Origin of the sequence: Inquilinus sp. Marseille-Q2685 (genome assembly GCF_916619195.1) — a bacterium.
GTDB lineage: Bacteria > Pseudomonadota > Alphaproteobacteria > DSM-16000 > Inquilinaceae > Inquilinus.
The window spans coordinates 1,221,696-1,238,530 of sequence record NZ_CAKAKL010000002.1; the positions used below are offsets into that span (position 1 = coordinate 1,221,696).

General features: G+C 70.8%; 15 protein-coding genes. 7 read left to right on the forward strand and 8 right to left on the reverse strand.

Translation table 11 applies throughout. The features are described from left to right. Positions 1-12 precede the first annotated feature (12 nt). The 3 genes from LG391_RS14955 to LG391_RS14965 all read left to right on the forward strand — a co-directional run bounded on the left by LG391_RS14955 (position 13) and on the right by LG391_RS14965 (position 3,959). The gene (locus LG391_RS14955) at positions 13-1,809 is read left to right on the forward strand and encodes a thiamine pyrophosphate-binding protein (protein ID WP_225768794.1); all 1,797 of its coding nucleotides are present in this window, start codon (positions 13-15) and stop codon (positions 1,807-1,809) included. A gap of 47 nt (positions 1,810-1,856) precedes the next feature. After that, positions 1,857-2,885, forward strand: a complete 1,029-nt coding sequence (locus LG391_RS14960; RefSeq protein ID WP_225768795.1) for a hypothetical protein — start codon at positions 1,857-1,859, stop codon at positions 2,883-2,885. 303 nt (positions 2,886-3,188) lie between these two features. Continuing rightward, positions 3,189-3,959: a hypothetical protein gene (locus tag LG391_RS14965; protein WP_225768796.1), complete on the forward strand. Its 771-nt coding sequence runs from the start codon at positions 3,189-3,191 to the stop codon at positions 3,957-3,959. A gap of 21 nt (positions 3,960-3,980) precedes the next feature. On the opposite strand, the gene LG391_RS14970 is transcribed toward LG391_RS14965, so the two are convergent. The 8 genes from LG391_RS14970 to LG391_RS15005 form a co-directional block, all read right to left on the reverse strand. Beyond that, positions 3,981-5,474 carry an aldehyde dehydrogenase gene (locus LG391_RS14970; protein ID WP_225768797.1) on the reverse strand — a complete coding sequence of 498 codons (1,494 nt, stop codon included), beginning with the start codon at positions 5,472-5,474 and terminating at the stop codon, positions 3,981-3,983. A gap of 27 nt (positions 5,475-5,501) precedes the next feature. Next, positions 5,502-6,284, reverse strand: a complete 783-nt coding sequence (locus LG391_RS14975) for a creatininase family protein (RefSeq protein WP_225768798.1) — start codon at positions 6,282-6,284, stop codon at positions 5,502-5,504. Continuing rightward, positions 6,281-7,255 carry an ABC transporter permease gene (locus LG391_RS14980; protein ID WP_225768799.1) on the reverse strand — a complete coding sequence of 325 codons (975 nt, stop codon included), beginning with the start codon at positions 7,253-7,255 and terminating at the stop codon, positions 6,281-6,283. The genes LG391_RS14975 and LG391_RS14980 overlap by 4 nt, the downstream gene beginning before the upstream one ends. Before the next feature lie 13 nt (positions 7,256-7,268). Continuing rightward, positions 7,269-8,288 carry a Gfo/Idh/MocA family protein gene (locus tag LG391_RS14985; protein WP_225768800.1) on the reverse strand — a complete coding sequence of 340 codons (1,020 nt, stop codon included), beginning with the start codon at positions 8,286-8,288 and terminating at the stop codon, positions 7,269-7,271. After that, a complete protein-coding gene (locus LG391_RS14990; RefSeq protein WP_225768801.1) occupies positions 8,285-10,858 on the reverse strand; it encodes an ATP-binding cassette domain-containing protein in 2,574 nt (857 codons plus the stop codon). Before LG391_RS14990 ends, LG391_RS14985 begins: the two co-directional genes overlap by 4 nt. A gap of 29 nt (positions 10,859-10,887) precedes the next feature. Next, positions 10,888-11,910, reverse strand: a complete 1,023-nt coding sequence (locus LG391_RS14995) for a sugar ABC transporter substrate-binding protein (RefSeq protein ID WP_225768802.1) — start codon at positions 11,908-11,910, stop codon at positions 10,888-10,890. A 73-nt stretch (positions 11,911-11,983) separates the two neighbouring features. Continuing rightward, on the reverse strand, positions 11,984-12,925 hold the full coding sequence (locus LG391_RS15000) for a threonine/serine dehydratase (RefSeq protein ID WP_225768803.1): 942 nt from the start codon (positions 12,923-12,925) through the stop codon (positions 11,984-11,986). Continuing rightward, the gene (locus tag LG391_RS15005; protein WP_225768804.1) at positions 12,922-13,983 is read right to left on the reverse strand and encodes a succinylglutamate desuccinylase/aspartoacylase family protein; all 1,062 of its coding nucleotides are present in this window, start codon (positions 13,981-13,983) and stop codon (positions 12,922-12,924) included. Before LG391_RS15005 ends, LG391_RS15000 begins: the two co-directional genes overlap by 4 nt. Positions 13,984-14,130: 147 nt before the next feature. Here LG391_RS15005 and LG391_RS15010 point away from each other — a divergent pair, with 147 nt between their 5' ends. The 4 genes from LG391_RS15010 (at position 14,131) to LG391_RS15025 (ending at position 16,817) form a co-directional block, all read left to right on the forward strand. Next, positions 14,131-14,895 (forward strand): IclR family transcriptional regulator, encoded by a 765-nt coding sequence (locus LG391_RS15010; protein ID WP_225768805.1) that lies wholly within the window; start codon positions 14,131-14,133, stop codon positions 14,893-14,895. A gap of 361 nt (positions 14,896-15,256) precedes the next feature. Then, positions 15,257-15,787, forward strand: coding sequence for a YbhB/YbcL family Raf kinase inhibitor-like protein (locus LG391_RS15015; protein ID WP_225769357.1), 531 nt, complete (start codon positions 15,257-15,259; stop codon positions 15,785-15,787). 79 nt (positions 15,788-15,866) lie between these two features. Next, positions 15,867-16,616 (forward strand): SDR family NAD(P)-dependent oxidoreductase, encoded by a 750-nt coding sequence (locus LG391_RS15020; RefSeq protein ID WP_225768806.1) that lies wholly within the window; start codon positions 15,867-15,869, stop codon positions 16,614-16,616. A gap of 15 nt (positions 16,617-16,631) precedes the next feature. Then, on the forward strand, positions 16,632-16,817 hold the full coding sequence (locus tag LG391_RS15025; RefSeq protein WP_225768807.1) for a hypothetical protein: 186 nt from the start codon (positions 16,632-16,634) through the stop codon (positions 16,815-16,817). The last annotated feature ends 18 nt before the right edge of the window (positions 16,818-16,835 follow it).

Genomic DNA, 16,835 nt, shown 5'->3' on the forward strand with positions numbered 1-16,835 from the left:
AGACCCCCGCGCATGCTGCAGCAGACCACGACCTACTACCGCACAGTCACCGACCGGACGGTGTCGCAGCTGCTGCTCGACTACCTGAAGCTCGAGGATGTCCGCTACCTGTTCGGCATTCCCGGCGGCGGCATCATGTATCTGCTGAACGAGCTGCGGCTGCGCGAGGACGAGTTCACCTACATCGTCTGCCGGCACGAGACCGGTGCCGCCTACATGGCGGACGGGTATCACCGCGTCACCGGGGGGCTGGGCGTGGTCCTGGCCACCACCGGACCGGGCGCGGTCAACGCCCTGACCGGGGCGATGAACGCCCAGGCCGACCACTCCGCCGTCCTGACCATCACCGGCGAGGTCGCCGAAAGCTATTTCGGCAAAGGCTATCTGCAGCAGGGCATCGACGGCACGCTGAACGTCGACGCCGTGTACCAGGCCTCGGTGCAGTACAGCGCCATGATCGCCAGCCCGGACGATTTCGCCACCCTGTTCACCCAGGCGCTGCGCGACGCGCTGTCGATCCCGTTCCGCGCCACCCATATCAGCCTGCCGGTCGACGTCTCGAACGAGGCGCCGAGCAAGCCGGTGGCGTTCCCGAAGAGCTGGGAGAACTACCGCACCGTGCCGAAGGCCAGCGACCGTGCCCGCACCGGCCGGGCGCTGGATCTGCTGCTGGCGGCGAAGCGGCCGCTGATCATGCTCGGCAACGGCAACCGCTTCGCCATGCAGGGCGAGCGGCGGGACAAGTTCATCGCCTTCGTCGAGCGCTTCGGCATCCCGGTGATGACCTCGCCCGACGGCAAGGCGCTGTTCCCGGAGAACCATCCGCTGTCGCTGCGCAACTACGGCATGGCCGGCTGCATCTGGCCCAGCCTCTACATCTCCGCCGCCGGCGGCGGCCCGGCCTATGACGCGTTGATGGTGATGGGGTCGGTTCTGGGCAACCTCGCCACCGGCAACTGGAACACCGCCCTGCTGCCGAACGGGAACGGGCCGTTCATCCAGGTCGATGCCGACCAGTCGGTGATCGGCCGCGTGTTCCCGATCGAGCTCGGCATCGTCAGCGAGCTGGGCCAGTTCATCGACGACCTGTGCGAGCTGGCGCAGCAGCGCCAGCCGGACGAGGCCGCGGTGGCGGAGCGGAAGGGCTACATCCGTTGGATCCGGGACAACCACGCCCCCTGGTACGATCCGGAGAAGCGCGATTCCCTGGCCAGCCCGATCCTGCCGCAATCGGCGATGCGGGTGATCAACGAGGTGGTTCCGGCCGGCAGCCACATCTTCATCGACTGCGCCAACTGCGTCGGCTGGTCGCTGAACGACCTGGCGATCGACCCGCCGACCCAGATCCACCTGTCGCTCGACACCGGGCCGCTCGGCTTCGGCGTCTGCGCGGTGGTCGGCGGCAAGCTCGGCGCGCCCGACCGGACCTGCGTCGCGATCACCGGCGACGGCGCCTTCCTGATGCATGGCAGCGAGGTGTCGACCGCCGTGCGCTACGGCATCGGCGCCATCTGGATCGTCATGGACAACAACGACCTGGCCATGGTCAGCCAGGGCAACGCGCATTTCTTCCCGAAGCCGCCCGAGCCCTCCTGGACCGACTACTACAAGCTGGGTGCGCCGGACCTGGTGGCCTTCGCCACGGGGCTGGGTGCCACGACCTACACGGTGCACGACCCGCAGCAGCTGCGCGCCGCCCTGACCAAGGCGATCGGCCAGGCCGAGCTGCTGCGGCGGCCGCAGGTGATCGTGCTGGAGATCGACCGGTCGGAGGTGCCGCCCTATTACCGCACCCCGCCGCAGGCCTGAGAATGCCCACCGCAGCCCAGACCGACGTTCCGCGGAAGGACGCATGAATGGTTGACAACACCGCCCGCATCACGGGCGTCGGCTTCGCGGTGCCGGAGCAGGTCCGGACCAACGACGCGCCGATCTTCGACTGGATCAAGGCGCACAACCCGCCCCATTCCGACCTGTTCAAGGGGTTCGAGCAGCGCCGGGTGCTGGCGCCGGGCGAGACCCTGGTCGCGCTGATGGCCGAGGCCGCCGCCGGCGCCCTGGCCGATGCCGGGCTGGCCGCCGGCGAGATCGACCTGCTGATCGGCGTCGCCTCGGTTTCCGACTACATCACCCCGAATTCGCTGGTGGCGCTGCACCGGACGCTGGGCCTGCCGTCGCGCTGCCAGGTGCTGCCGCTGGGCACCGAATACACCATCTTCAACGACGGCCTGGTGCTGGCCGAGGCGCTGATCCGCACCGGCCGCGGCCTGCGCAACGCCCTGGTGGTGTGCGGCTGCAACTGGAGCCGGCACGTCAGCTACCACGAGGCGACCTGCATCGGCGCCGGCGACGCCGCCGGCGCGGCGGTGATGGCGGTGACCGAGGCCCAGGATCGCTTCGCCCTGGTCGACGTGGTGACCGACACGGACACCGGCTTCTACGGGGCCATGCATCTGAGCGCCCGGCCGGTCGGCACGATCGATCCGCCGCCGCCCTATCTGGCGGAAAGCTTCACCACCCCGCTGATGTATTTCGGCGACGAGGCGGCCAAGGCGTTCCAGGAGTTCGGCGCCAAGGTCCCGCCGCGGATCGTCGACCGGCTGCTGCGCCGCAACGGCCTGGCGGCCGACGAGATCACGCTGATCGCGCATCAGGGCTCCTCGGTGCTGAGCGAGACCTGGGGCAAGGCGATCCGGCCCGGACAGTATCTGACGACGCTGCCCGAATACGCCAACATGACCTCGGCCTCGGTGCCGGTGACGCTGGCGGCGCGCTATCCCGAGATCGCCCGCGACAACCTGGTGCTGCTGACCGTCGGCATGCAGCAGCAGGCCTCGGCTGTGCTGCTGCGGCGCCGCTGCGCCCGGGGGCAGGTCGCGGTCTGACCCGGCTTCGGGCCTCTCTCGGATCTTCATGGACACGGGCTTCGATCGATGCGGTCGAAGCCCGTCGTCGTTTCCGGCGGCCGCCGGGATCTCGCCGCCGCACCCGTCATTCGCCGCCTCATCTTTGCGAATGGTGGTTCATATCCCAGTCACAGCACTGAACGTTGCTGCGACTATACAGGAACATAAGCTGATCCGCGCAATATTGCGTCAGATTCCCCGACAATCGGTGGAATATCGTCGCATGACTGGACGCCCGGACGGCAACGGGCCGATCGACGGCCGACACAGCTGGAGGCCTCCATGCATGACAGGATAGCCCTTGGGGGAGAGTCCCCCGCGGACCGGTTGGCGGCACTGTTCGACACCATCGAGACCCGCGGCGTCGTCCCCGGCGCGTCGAGCCGGGCGATCGGACCGGACGAAGCCACCTTCCGCGCCATGTACCTGGACCTGGACGCAGTCCGGGAGGCGCTTCGGGCGGCCGATCTCGCCCCCCGCCTGGTGACCGTCTGCGCCGATGTGCTGCACATCCCGGACCGGTTCGACTGGCCTCTCCGTCAAATCGAGCTGGTGATCGTGGCCCGCCGGATCCATTCGGACGGTTACGCCACCATCGCTCTCGACTATCGCGACGACACCGCGGCAAGCCTGACGGTGTTCACCGAGACAGTGAGCGGCCGGTTCCAAGCGATCGCCGCGACCGCCCCCGACGGGCCGCAGCCGGCGGCCTTCATCTTCGACGCCCCGCCGGCGACGGGCGGCGTGCGGATCCATGTCCCGGGCCGCGAGCCCGTCGAGACCGCGCTGGACTGCACCCAGGACCTGCCGGCTCGCGCCGTGGCGGTCCTCGAGCAGGCGCTGCGGGCCGAGCTCTCCTTCGCCTCCGTGCTCCGCGACCAGCACCCTGCCCTGGCCCAGGCGATGCTCGGCTGGATCAGGACCTGTTCCGGCGGTCTTCCCGGCATGGGCTGGATGGCGGCGGAGCTCGGCAGCCTCGTGACGTCGCAGGCCGGAACGGCAAGCCCGCCGCGTCTCGCCTGGACGAAGACCGCATGGGCCGCAGCCGGCTGACGGCGGCTGGCCGCCTCCGCCTCACCGGCTGATGTCGATGGTCACGGTCTTCAGATCCGACATCTCCAGCAGCGTGTGGCGGCCGCCGGTGCGGCCGATGCCGCTGCTGGTCCCCGCCGCTCCGCCGGCCGGGATGTGCGTCTCCCAATAGGGGCTCATCTCGTTGACGTTGACGATGCCGACCTTCAGCGCCTCGGCCCAGCGGAAGGCGTGGCGGATGGTCTGGGTGAACACCGCGGCGGACAGGCCGAGCCGGCTCTTCGTCACGATGCGGTGCGCCTCCTCCTCGTCGCGGAAGCGCAGCACCGGCACCACCGGGCCGAAGGTCTCGTCGACGTTCAAGAGGCTGTCGGGCGACAGGTCGGTGATCACGGTCGGCTGATAGTGCAGCCGCGTCGCCAGGCCCTCGGCGCGGCCGCCGCCGAACAGGATCGAGGCGCCGCGCTGCCGGGCGTCGGCCAGATGGGCGTCGACCTTCTGCGCATTCGGCTCGTTGTTCAGCGGGCCCATGGTGGTGGCGGGGTCGAACGGGTCGCCCATCCGCACCGCCCGGGCCGCCGCGACCAGCTTCTCGACGAAGGCGTCATGCACCGCATCGGCCACCAGGATGCGCTCGGTCGAGGTGCAGATCTGGCCGGCATTGGCGAAGCAGCCGGCCGCCGCCCGCGCCGCGGCGGTGTCGAGATCGGCATCGGCCAGGACGATGGTCGGGCCATTGCCGCCCAGCTCCACCATCAGCGGCTTGCCGGCGCCGCGGGACGCGATGATCCGCCCGGTCTCCGAGCTGCCGGTGAAGGCCACGGCGTCGGTGCCGGGATTGGACACCACCTCGTCGCCGACCTCCGGCCCATCGCCGATCACGAGGTTGACGACGCCGTCCGGCACGCCGGCCTCGATCAGGCACTCCATCAGCTTCTCGGCGATAATCGAGGTGGTCGGCGCCGGCACCCAGACCATGGCGTTGCCGGTGGCCAGGCCGGGGGCGAGGTAGTAGATCGACGGCAGCGCCAGCGGGAAATTCCAGGGCGTGACGATGCCGAACACCCCCTTGGGCTGCAGGAAGCTGAAGGCGCGCTTGTTGCGGTCCTCGACCGGGAAGCACGCCGTCTCCAGCCATTTGATCTGCTCGCCGGCATTGCGGAAGGCGGCGACCGAGGCGCCGGCCTCGCCCAGCGCCTCGGCGTGGTAGGGCTTGCCCTGCTCGAGGCACAGGGTGCGGGCCAGCGCCTCCTTCCGGCTCTCGATCACGTCGGCGACGGCGAAACACAGCTTCGCCCGCTCCCACACCGACAGGCCGGCGATCTTCGGCTTGGCCGCATTGGCCGCGGCGATCGCCCGCTGCGCGTCGGCGCGGGTACCGAGCGGAACGAAGCCCACCACCGCGCCGGTGGCCGGGCTGGTGACCTCCAGGAACTCGCCGGAGCTACCCTCCTCCCACCGCCCGCCGATGCGCATGCGGCTGACCGGGGCGCCGGACGGCGCGGTGGTGACCTTCAGGCCCTTGATCGTCTTCATCGGGTTCGTCTCGGTTGGAGGGGAGGGTCAGGCCTTGGCGAAGCCGTCGCGGAGGCGCAGCACCGCCTCCAGCGAACGGGTCACGGCGGCCTCGTAGAGCTTCGCCCCGGCCTCCGAGGTGGCATCGGAAGGCCGGCCGATCACCCCGGTCGGATTGATCTCCTCGAAGCCGCGCCAGACCGTGATCGGGCTGGGGGAGTAGAGATGCGGATCGGGCCAGCAGGAGGGCGTGCCGCCGGCCGGGATCGCCTCCGCCCGGGCCGAGCCCGGGAACAGGTGCAGCATCAGCGAGGTCTCCAGCGCGCAGGCATGGCCGCAGCCCTGGTCGGCGTCCGGCAGGATCGCCGCCGCGTCCTCGCGGATCAGGTCGAAATAGGAGAAGGCGGCGCTGCGCACGCCGTCGGCGCCCAGCTCCGACACCGCCACCTGCAGCGCGCCGCGGTTGCCGCCATGGCCGTTCAGCACGATCGGAAAGAAGCCGTCGCGGGCCAGGGACCGGCAGACATCGACCACCACGGCGATGAAGGTCGACGGCCGCAGGCTGATCGTGCCCGGGAAGGCCAGGTGATGGGCCGAGGAGCCGTAGGAGATCGGCTCCGCCACCCGGATCGACGGGTCGCGGCCGGCGACGCCCAGTGCCACCGCGGTCGCCAGCCAGATATCGACGCCGGTGGCGAGGTGCGGGCCGTGCTGCTCGACCGCGCCGGTCGGCACCAGCACGGCGCCGCGGGCCTTGCCGAATTCGCCGAGCTCCGGCGACGGGCTCCAGGCCAGGCGGCCGGGGCCGGGAGCGAAGGGGGGCGAGGTCATCCGATACGTCCTTCATCGAGGCGCAGGCGCAGCATCCGGATCCCGGCATCGGCGATCAGCGCCAGGACGATGATCGCGCCCTTGAACAGATCGATGCTGGAGGGGTCCACGCCGAAAACGCGCAGGGCATTGGTCAGGAGGCTGACGATCACGGCGCCGATCACGACGCCGGCGACCGTGCCGCGGCCGCCGAAGATGCTGGTGCCGCCCAGCACCGCGGCGGCGATGGCGTCGAGCAGCAGCGGCGTGCCGCCGAGATTGGGGGTGACGACCGGCACCCGGCTGATCATCAGCACCGCGGTCAGGAAGGTGAAGATGGCGGCGACGACATAGGTCAGCAGCTGCTGCCGCGGCAGCGGCACGCCGGCCAGCTGCGCCGCGGCGGGGTCGGAGCCGATGGCGTAGGTGCGCAGGCCGAAGCGGGTCCAGCGCATCAGTGCCCAGGCGCCGATCGCGATCAGCCCGACCAGCAGCACGGAGTTCGGCACCCCGGCGGTCTGCCCGACGCCGATGTCCTTCAGGGTCGGGCTCTTCAGGATCAGCACGCCCTTCTGCGCCACCCACAAAGTCGCCCCCTGCACCGCCACCATGGTGGCGAGGGTGACGACGAAGGGCGGCACGCGGAGATAGCCAACCAGGAGGCCGTTCAGCAGGCCCAGGAGGGCCATGGTGGCGAGGCCGGCCAGGAGAGCCAAAGCCAGCGGGTCGCCCGCATCCAGCCGCCCGGCCATCACCACGCTGCAGAAGGCGACCGCCACCCCGGCCGAGAGGTCGATGCCCCCGGTCAGCAGCACCAAGAAGGCGCCGAGCCCGAGCAGCGCCACCGGCGTGGCCTGGGCCAGCACGTTGCGCAGGCTGTCGGGCGTCACCACCCGCGCATCGATCAGGCCGAACGCCGCCACCAGCAGGACCAGCAGCAGCAGCGGAGCGAGGTCGAGGGCGCGGCGGAGCCAGGGATGGCGGATATCCATCGGACCGCTCCGGTCAGCCGCGCCAGTCGGCGACCGCCTCGGGCTGGCCGCTGGCGACGCTGCGCCGGATGGCGTCGTTGACCGCGACGGCGCGCAGCGCCTCGGGCAGCGAGATGACGAAGGGCTTGTCTTCGCGCACCGCCTGCACGAAGTGGCGCAGCTCCTCGTACAGGTCGCCCATGATCCGGCCGTTGACGGTCGGCCAGTGCAGCCCGTCCGGCAAGCTCCAGGCGCCGCTCGACAGCACCCTGAGGCCGTGGTCGCGGACATCGAGATCGACCACGCCCTTGGTGCCGATCACCTCGGTCCGGGCCCAGATCCCGGTCGGGATGTCGCTCGGCAGCGACCAGCCGAAATAGAGCTGGCCGACCATGCCGTTCGACATCTCGCAGGTGGTGAAGATCGCGTCCTCGGACCGGACGCCGAGGCTCGGCATCAGCTTGGACACCGCGCGGGAATAGACCCGGGTGACGTCGGCGCCGCTGATCCATTGCAGCGCGTCGACATCGTGCACGCCGAGATAGAAGCAGACGCTGGAGGAGCCGTTCATGCGGGTGCCGATGTCGCGCACGGTGAACCGGCCGGAGCTGGCGTGGATCGGGTCGCCGATCTTGCCGGCCCGCACCGCCTCCGCCGCCTGAGCGTAGCGCGGGTCGAAGCGCAGGATATGGGCCACCAGCAGGCGGCCACCGCCCTTCTTCTCCGCCGCCGCCATGGCCTGCGCCGCCTCCAGCGTGTGCGCCATCGGCTTCTCGACCAGCACCGGCTTGCCGGCCTCCAGCAAGGCGCAGGTGACGTCCTGGTGCAACGTGTCCGGCAGCGCCACGACATAGGCGTCGGCGGCATCGGCGGCCAGCGCCGCATCGATGTCGGCGAAATGCCGGGCGCCGTACTGGTCGGCCGTCTTGCGTCCGAGCTCCGCCGACAGGTCGACGACCGCCGACAGGGTCGCCGTCTCCAGCCCGGCGATCGCCTGGGCGTGGAACTGCCCCATGAAGCCGGCGCCGACGATGGCCAATCTCATCCTGCTCATCCCGCTACCCTCTCCTGTGTCGTCGGGCGTTGCGCCCCGGCGCCGCGGCCGAAGGCCAGCGCCATCACCTCGGTCTCGGTCGCCCCGCGCGGCAGCTCGCCGGCGGTGCGGCCCTCATGCATCACCACGATGCGGTCGGCGACGCCCAGAACTTCGGGCAGCTCGCTCGACACCATCAGGATCCCGGCGCCCTGGGCCTTCAGCTCGGCGATCAGCGCGTGCAGCTCCGACTTGGCGCCGACATCGACGCCACGCGTCGGCTCGTCCAGCAGCAGCACCCGCGGGCACGTCGCCAGCCACTTGCCGATCACCACCTTCTGCTGGTTGCCGCCGGACAGATCGCCGACGCGCTTGCGCGGGTCGGGCGGCCGGACGCCGAGCTGCCGGATCAGCCGCCCGGCCTCGGCCGCCAGGGCCGACGGGCGCACCAGGCCCAGCGCGGATTTGGCGCGGATCCAGGCCAAAGTGACGTTATCCTGGATCGACATCGGCCCGACGAAGCCCTCGAGATGCCGGTCCTCCGGCACATAGGCGACGCCCAGCGCATTGGCCCGGCGGGCGTCGCCGGCCGGCAGCTCGGCGCCGCCGATCCGGATCGTCCCGGCGCGGTGGGTGGACAGGCCGGCGATGCAGCGCATCACCTCGGACCGGCCGCTGCCCATCAGCCCGGCCAGCGCCACCACCTCGCCCGCATGCACCGTCAGGCTGGCCGAGCGCAGCAGCCCGCCGTCGCCGATGCCCTCGACCGCCACCAGCAGCTCGCCGCGCGGCACCGGCCGGTGCGGGAAGACGTTGCCGATGTCGCGGCCGACCATCATCCCGATCAGCGCCGGCTCGTCGAGGTCGCGGATCGCCCGGTCGCCGACGAAGCGGCCGTCGCGCAGCACCACGGCGCGGTCGGCCAGGGTGAAGATCTCCTCCATCTTGTGCGAGATGTAGAGGATGGCGCAGCCGATCCCCTTCATCCGGCCGATCAGCTCGTAGAGCCGGTCGCGCTCGCGGGTCGACAGGGCGCTGGTCGGCTCGTCCATGATCACCAGCCACGCCTCGGACAGCATCGACTTGGCGATCTCCACCATCTGGCGCTGGCCGACCGTGAGGTTGCCGACGCGGTCGTCGGGCCGCAGGCCGAGGCCGAACTGGTCGATCACCTCCTGCGCCTTGCGCCGCATCTCGGCCCGGCGCAGGGCGATGCCGCCCGGCTCGCGCCCCAGAAACAGGTTCTCGGCCACGGTCAGGTCGGGCACCAGGCTGAAATGCTGGTGGATCACGGCGATACCGGCCGCCGCCGCCTCGGCCGGGGTGCGCAGCCGCACCGGGCGGCCGTCCAGGATCAGCCCGCCCTCGTCCGGCTGGTGCACGCCGGACAGGCACTTCACCAGGGTCGACTTGCCGGCGCCGTTCTCGCCCGCCAGCGCCACCACCTCGCCGGCGCGGATGTCGAAGGCCACGCCCTCCAGCGCCTTGACGCCGGGGAAGACCTTGCCGAGGCCGACGATGCGCAGCTCATGCCGGTCCGGCCGGCGCGGCACGGCCTGGGCTGCCTCCTCGGCCGTATGGGCGGCACGGCTGCGGCGGCGCCACTTCGCCACGGTGGCGGCCAGCCGGTCGCGCTGGCTCAGCAGCACCGCGAACAGCACCAGCCCGCCGGTGACGATGTAGATCGCCTGCTGCGGCACCTGCAGGAAGGACAGGCCGGTGTTGATGGCGCCGAGCAGCAGCGCACCCAGCGCCGTGCCGGTGACGCTGCCCTCACCGCCCGACAGCTTGGTGCCGCCGACGATGGCGGCGGTGATCGCCGCGAATTCGAGGCCGGTGCCGGCGAGCGGCTGGGCCGAGCCGAGGCGCCCGATGATGACGACGGCGCCGAGCCCGGCCGACATGCCGGCCAGCACATAGGTCAGGGTCTGCACGGTGCGGACCGGGATCAGCGAGGCCCTCGCCGCGCCGGCATTGCCGCCGACGGCGAAGATCCAGCGGCCCAGCACGGTGCGGTGCAGCAGCGCCCACCAGCCGGCGAGCAGCAGCAGCGCCAGCAGCAGCGACGCCGGGACACCGAGGATGTCGGCGCTGCCCGCCCACAGCAGCACCGGGCTGTCGACCGGGATGCTGGAGGCGCCGGACAGGCTGAGCGCCGCGCCCTTCCCCGCCGCCAGCGTCGCCAGGGTGGCGATGAAGGGGCTGATGCCGACGGCGCTGATCAGCAGGCCGTTGATGAGGCCGATGGCGCCGCCCGCGGCCAGCGCCGCCAGGATGCCGAGCAGCGGCGACCCGGTGGCGCCATAGGCCTGGGCGGCGACGATGCCGGCGACGGCCAGGGTGCTGCCGACCGAGATGTCGATGCCGCGGGCGATGATCACCGCGGTCATGGCGAAGCCGACGATCGCGATCACCGCCGTCTGCTGGCCGATCGAGACGAGATTGGCGAAGGACAGGAAGCCGGGCCCGGCCAGGCCGAAGCCGACCAGCACCAGCAGGATCAGCCCGGCCAGCACCAGGTCGTTGCCGAAGCCCGCGCCGGCGAGCAGGGCGCGCCGCGCCGGGGCTGCATCCGCCGTCTTCGGAGACATGGCCCGCTCCCTGCCCTTCGCCTCTCCGGTCACTGGCCCACGGTCATGGCGGAGGTGGGCTGCTGCGGCCCCAGCTGCTCGGTATAGGCCTTCGCCGCCTTGGTCGCCGCCTCCGGCGTGATGTGCTCGACCTTCAGCCCCTTGCCGGCCAGCGCCTGGGCGGTGGCGTCGGAGCTGACGAAATAGGTCGGCATGTACAGGTCCTTGGGCATGCTCTCGCCCTTGGCCAGCCGCGCCGCGACGGCAATGTTCCAGTAGCCGACGCGATAGGCGCCGGTCAGGACGTCCATCACCATCGACCCGTCCTCGAGCAGCGGGTGCATCTCCTCGTCGCCGTCATAGCCGGCATAGAGCAGCTTGCGGTCCATCGCCTGGGCCACGGCGCTGGCGGCGAGGCACATGGAGTCCGAGATGCAGCCGATCGCCTTCAGCTCGGGATAGGTGGTCAGCCAGGTCTGGGCCGCGTCGGTGGCCTTGGCCGAATCCCAACCGGTGGGCTGGATGCCGACCAGCTTGATGTTCGGGAATTCCTTGGCCAGCGTCTCGGTGAAGGCCTTCTCGCGGGTGTCGGAGACGAAGTTGCCGCGGGTGCCGACCAGCAGCGCGACCTCGCCCTCGCCGCCCAGGGTCGTGCCGAGGGCGCGGGCCACCATCGACATGTTCTCCTGGTCCGGATAGAGGGTCGAGGTGTTCCAGCCGCCCTCGACCTTGTTGCCCATGGTGATGACCGGGATCTTGGCGGCCTCGGCCTTCTTGATCACCGGCAGCAGGGCGTTCTTGTCCAGCGGGTCGACCAGGATCGCGTCGACCTTCTGGTTGATGAAGTTCTCGATGATGGCGACCTGCTTCTCCAGGCTGCCCTCGGCGCTCTGCCAGGTCGCCTGGACGCCGTAGTCCTTGGCGGCGGTGTCGCCCGCCTCCTTCATCCGCACGAAGAAGGAGTTCTGCAGGTCGATGGCGGCGAGGCCGAGCACCGGCTCGGCGGCGGATGCGAGGCCCGACAGGGCCAGGACCGCGGTGAGGGCCACGCCCGACAGCACATGCTTGATCATGGTTCTCGTCCTCTCCTGTGAAGCCTCGGTTGCGCTGTTCTTGTTGGGAGGGCTTTGCCTCCGGGCCCCGCGTTCAGGCGCCAAGGCCGTCCGTTCCGGCGCCGCAGACCAGGCCGCAAACGACGTCGCCGTCGCGCGGCACCACCCGGCCGGATTGCAGCGCCGCGACCGAGGCGGCGCCGCTGAGATCGGCGGCGAGGCCGAGCTCGAACCACAGCCACTTCGCCGCCCGCTCCATGTCCCGGTCCTCGATCAGCACCACCTCGTCGACGGTGCTGCGGATGATGTCGAAGATGCGCGGATCGGTGCGGCCGCAGGCCATGGTCGGCACCGCCGTCGTGACGGCGTCGAGCGTCACCACCCGCCCCGCGTCCAGGCTGGCGCGCAGGGTCGGGGAGCCGACGGGCTCGATGCCGACGATCCGGGCCTTCGGATAGGTGGCGCGGATCGCCGTCGCCATGCCGGCGGCCAGGCCGCCGCCGCCGATCGCGATCAGGAACAGGCTGGCCTCCGGCAGGTCCTCGGCGATCTCCAGCGCCACCGTGCCCTGCCCCGCCACCACCTCGGGATCGGCGAAGGGGTGGAAATAGACGGCGCCGGTGTCCTCGGCGAAAGCGCAGGCGGCGCGGTCGGACTCGTCCCACACCGTGCCTTCGATCCGGACCTCGGCGCCCCACCCGGCCAGCTTGGCGCGCTTGGCCGGGGACGCGTTGGCGGGCAGGAAGACGGTGGTCGTCACCCGGGCGAGATGCCCGGCGCGGGCCACGGCGAGGCCGTGATTGCCGCCCGAGGCGGTGACGATGCCGCGGGCCAGCGCCGTCGGGTCGGCGGCCAAGAGCCGGTTGGTCGCCCCGCGCGCCTTGAAGGAGCCGGTGACCTGCAGGCATTCGAGCTTCAGCCACAGCGGCGCCGCCGCCGGCGCCTCGAGCAGTTGGTCGGCCCTGATCAGCGGCGTCCGCCGGACATGGCCGCGGATCCGGTCGGCCGCGGTCGTGATGTCTCCGAAGCCGATCATCCGAGGCTCCCGCGATAGGGCGAGGCGACGACCAGGCAGCAATTGCCGGGCCGCACCCGGCCGGGCTGGCGGCGGGCGTAGACGATGCCGTCGGCGCCGTAGCGCAGCTCGACCGGCGTGCGCCCGGGATCGTGCAGGAAATGGATCCGCCCGGCCGGCTGCCCGGCCCGCACCTCCGCGCCGTTGCGGTGATACGGCTCGAACACCCCGTCATCGCCGGCGAGGACGTAGGAGGAGGCGCCTGCCACCTCATAGACCTCGGGCTCCGGCTGGCGCGGCGTGGCGAAGGACGGGTCGAGCACGCCGAAATGGGCCAGAACGCTGCGCACGCCGCGCCGGCAGAGAGCCAGCGCGTCGAGCGACACGGTGCCCGCCCCCGCCATCTCGGTGCCGACCACGGTCAGCCCGGCGGCGACGGCGGCGGCGGTTGCGGTGCGCGGCTCGCCCAGATTGTCGACCACGACGGTGATCGGCGCGCCGAAGGCCAGCACTGCGTCGATGTTGCGCCGCAGATGCGCCGGGTCGGCCGCCGGCTCGACGATCGCGCTGGGCAGGATATCGAGCGAAGAGCCGCCGGAATGGAGGTCGAGGAAGGCGTCGCCCAGGGGCAGCAGCACATCCTGCACATAGGCCGAGATCTGCCGGGTGATGGTGCCGGCCGGGTCGCCCGGGAAGGTGCGGTTGAAGTTCAGCCCGTCGACCGGCGAGGTGCGCTTGCCGGCCACCACCGCCGGCAGGTTGATCGCCGGGATCAGGATCAGCCGGCCCTGGATCGTGCCGGGGTCGAGGTCGCGGATGATCTCGCCGAGGGTGATCGGCCCCTCGTATTCGTCGCCGTGGTTGCCGCCCTCGAGGATCACGGTCGGGCCGGTGCCGTTGGCGATCACCGCCAGCGGGATGCGCACCGTGCCCCAGGCGTCGTCGTCCGGCGATTGCGGGATATGGAAGAATCCCACCTGCCGGCCCGGCTTGTCGAAGTCGATATCGGTGAACGCCGTGCTGCGGCGCGCGGTCGGCCCGCCCCTGGATCCCACCGCCACGGTCTCGATGCTTTCCACCGTGAATGCCTCCCCTGCGGCTGTCGTCGCCGCCGTGGAGAAACGCTAGAGTTGTTTCATTGGTGATGTCAACATCATATATAAAACACTCATCGGAACGCCGGCGGCGGCGGTACAGTCCGGCCCGGAATCGCTTGGGGGTTGAACGTGACGGAGAAGAAGGCGGGCTATTCGGCGCCGGCGCTGGAGAAGGGCCTGGACATCCTGGAGTTGCTGGCCAGCCGTGACGAGCCGCTGTCGCTGACCCGCATCGCCGACGAGTTGGGCCGGTCGAAGAGCGAGATCTTCCGCATGGTGATGGTGCTGCTGGAGCGGGACTACCTGGCCCGCGACCCGGCCACTGACGACCTGACCCTGACCAACCGGCTGTTCTCGCTGGGCTTGCGCACGCCGCGCGTGCGCAACCTGGTGACCGAGGCGGTGCCGGTGATGAACGCGCTGGCCGCAGAGACCGGCCATTCCGCCCATCTGGTGGTGCTGTATCGCGGCCGGACGGTCGTGCTGGCCTCGGTCTCCGGCGAGCCGGACATCAGCTTCACCCTCAATCTCGGCTTCAACCGCCCGGCGGTGGACGCCACCTCGGGCCAGGTGATCGTCGCCTTCCAGTCGCCGGAGGTGCAGCAGCGGCTGATCCGCGAGAGCCTGCCCCAGGCGCAGGGCCGGGTGACGGAGGAGGAGCTGCGGGCGTCCCTGGACGGCATCCGCAGCCGCGGCTTCGAGCTGCACGAGAGCCGCGATTTCGTCGGCCTGACCGACATCTGCTGCCCGATCCTGGACCGCAGCGGCCATGCGGTGGCCAGCATGATCATCACCTGCATCAAGCGCCACGGCCAGGAGGTCCGGCTGATGGACACGCTCGACGCCCTGAAGCGCGCCTGCGCCCAGATCAGCCAGGCCGCCGTCCGGATGTGAACGCCGTCGGCTGCGCGAGCCGGCGTCCGGCCGTCGCCTCAGATCACGGTCGGCGCATCGACGCATGCGCCTTCCGACACGGCGCAGCCTGTCCGGTGCACCCTCGCCCCGGGCCGGATATCGGTCAGATCCTAGCCGTCCGGCTAGAAGCTCCTGGCCATGGGGCGTGCCGCACCGCGTCCTTCGACCGGTCGACGCAGGATCGGTGCCTCCAATAGCCTTCGCTCGCTGGGATCGATGGCCCGGAGGGGACCGGGACAGGACGTGCCGTGGGGCCAGAGGCCTCGAGGATTCTCCGAATGCATCGATCCACCCGTCGCCCCAAATCGTAGAGAGGATCATGCGGATCGGTATCGTGGTCATGTTCGCCGCTCTGGCGGCAGCGCAAACGTCGCTGGCGGCGGAATTCCGGCTGAGCAGCCCGGACATGACCGACGGCGGCACCGTGGCCGAGACCTTCGTGCTGGATGGTTTCGGCTGCGCCGGCGGCAACGCATCGCCGGCGCTGGCCTGGTCCGGCGCGCCGGCCGGAACGAAGAGCTTCGTCGTCACCGTCTACGACCCGGATGCGCCGACCGGCAGCGGCTGGTGGCACTGGGTGGTGACGGACATCCCGGCGACCGTCACGGCGCTGCCGCGCGGCGCCGGCCGCCCGGCCGGAACGGAGCTCCCCGCCGGCGCGATGCAGGGCCGGACCGATTTCGGCACCCTCTCCTATGGCGGCCCGTGCCCGCCCCGAGGCGACGCACCGCACCGCTACGTCTTCACCGTCCACGCGCTGCCGGTGGCCCATCTGCCGGTCGATCCGCAGGTCTCCGCGGCCATGGTCGGCCTTGCCCTGCATGGCACCGAGATCGGCAGCGCCAGCCTGGTCGCCCGATACGGGCACTAGGAATCCAACACGACCGTCTCCGGCACCACCGGCTTCGACCGGTGGCTCGCCAATCTCCCTCACCGCTGAAGAAGCCATCATGCCAATGTTCACGGACAGCATCGCCATCGTCACCGGCGGAGGCGCGGGGATCGGCCGCGCCGTCGCGAGCAAACTCGCCGAGTCCGGTGCGCGGGTTCTCATCACGGGGCGGCGCGCGGACGCCATCGAAGCGGCCGCATCGACGCATCCGGCCATCGAAGGTTTCGTCGCCGATGCCGGCGGCCCCGGCGCTGCGGAGACGACGGTCGCCCGGGCGATCGAACTCTGGGGCAGGCTCGACATTCTGGTCAACAATGCCGGAGCGGGGCGGCCGGAGCCGCTCGAGGCCGTTTCGCCCGAGGGCATGGAGGCCGTCTACAGGACGAACGTCTTCGGGCCGACGCTGCTCGCAAAGGCGGCCCTGCCCCACCTCCGGAAGGCCAGGGGGTCGATCGTCAATCTGTCGAGCACGCTGGCGCGCAAGCCGATCGCCGGCTTTTCCGCCTATGCGGCGAGCAAGGCCGCTCTCGAGCAGCTGACGCGCGTCTGGGCGGTCGAACTGGCGCCGGACCGCGTCCGGGTCAACGCGGTCGCGTCCGGCCCGGTCGAGAGCGAGTTCCTGCGGGATCGCATGGGCTTCTCCGACGACCAGATCGCAGCGATTAAGGCAAAGGAGGTCGAGATGATCCCCCTGCGTCGGCGCGGCGTCCCTGAGGATGTCGCCCGCTGGGTCGTCGCGCTCGCCGATCCGGGCGCCGACTGGGTCACCGGACAGATCCTCGGGGTGGATGGCGGCTTCAGCCTGTAGGACGCCTTCACCGCCATGTCCGGCGTGACGTATCTCGTGGTGGAGCGAGGCGCGACGGACCATGAGCGGATCGTGGCCGAGTTCGAGCGGCTCGACGAAGCGGTTCTCCATGCGCTCATCCAGTATTCCGAGGACGAGCGCGACCGCAGAGGCGTGATGGTCTGCCGTGATGAAGACGGCAGACGCGCCTATGAGTTCTGAGCCATCGGGCCTGAACGG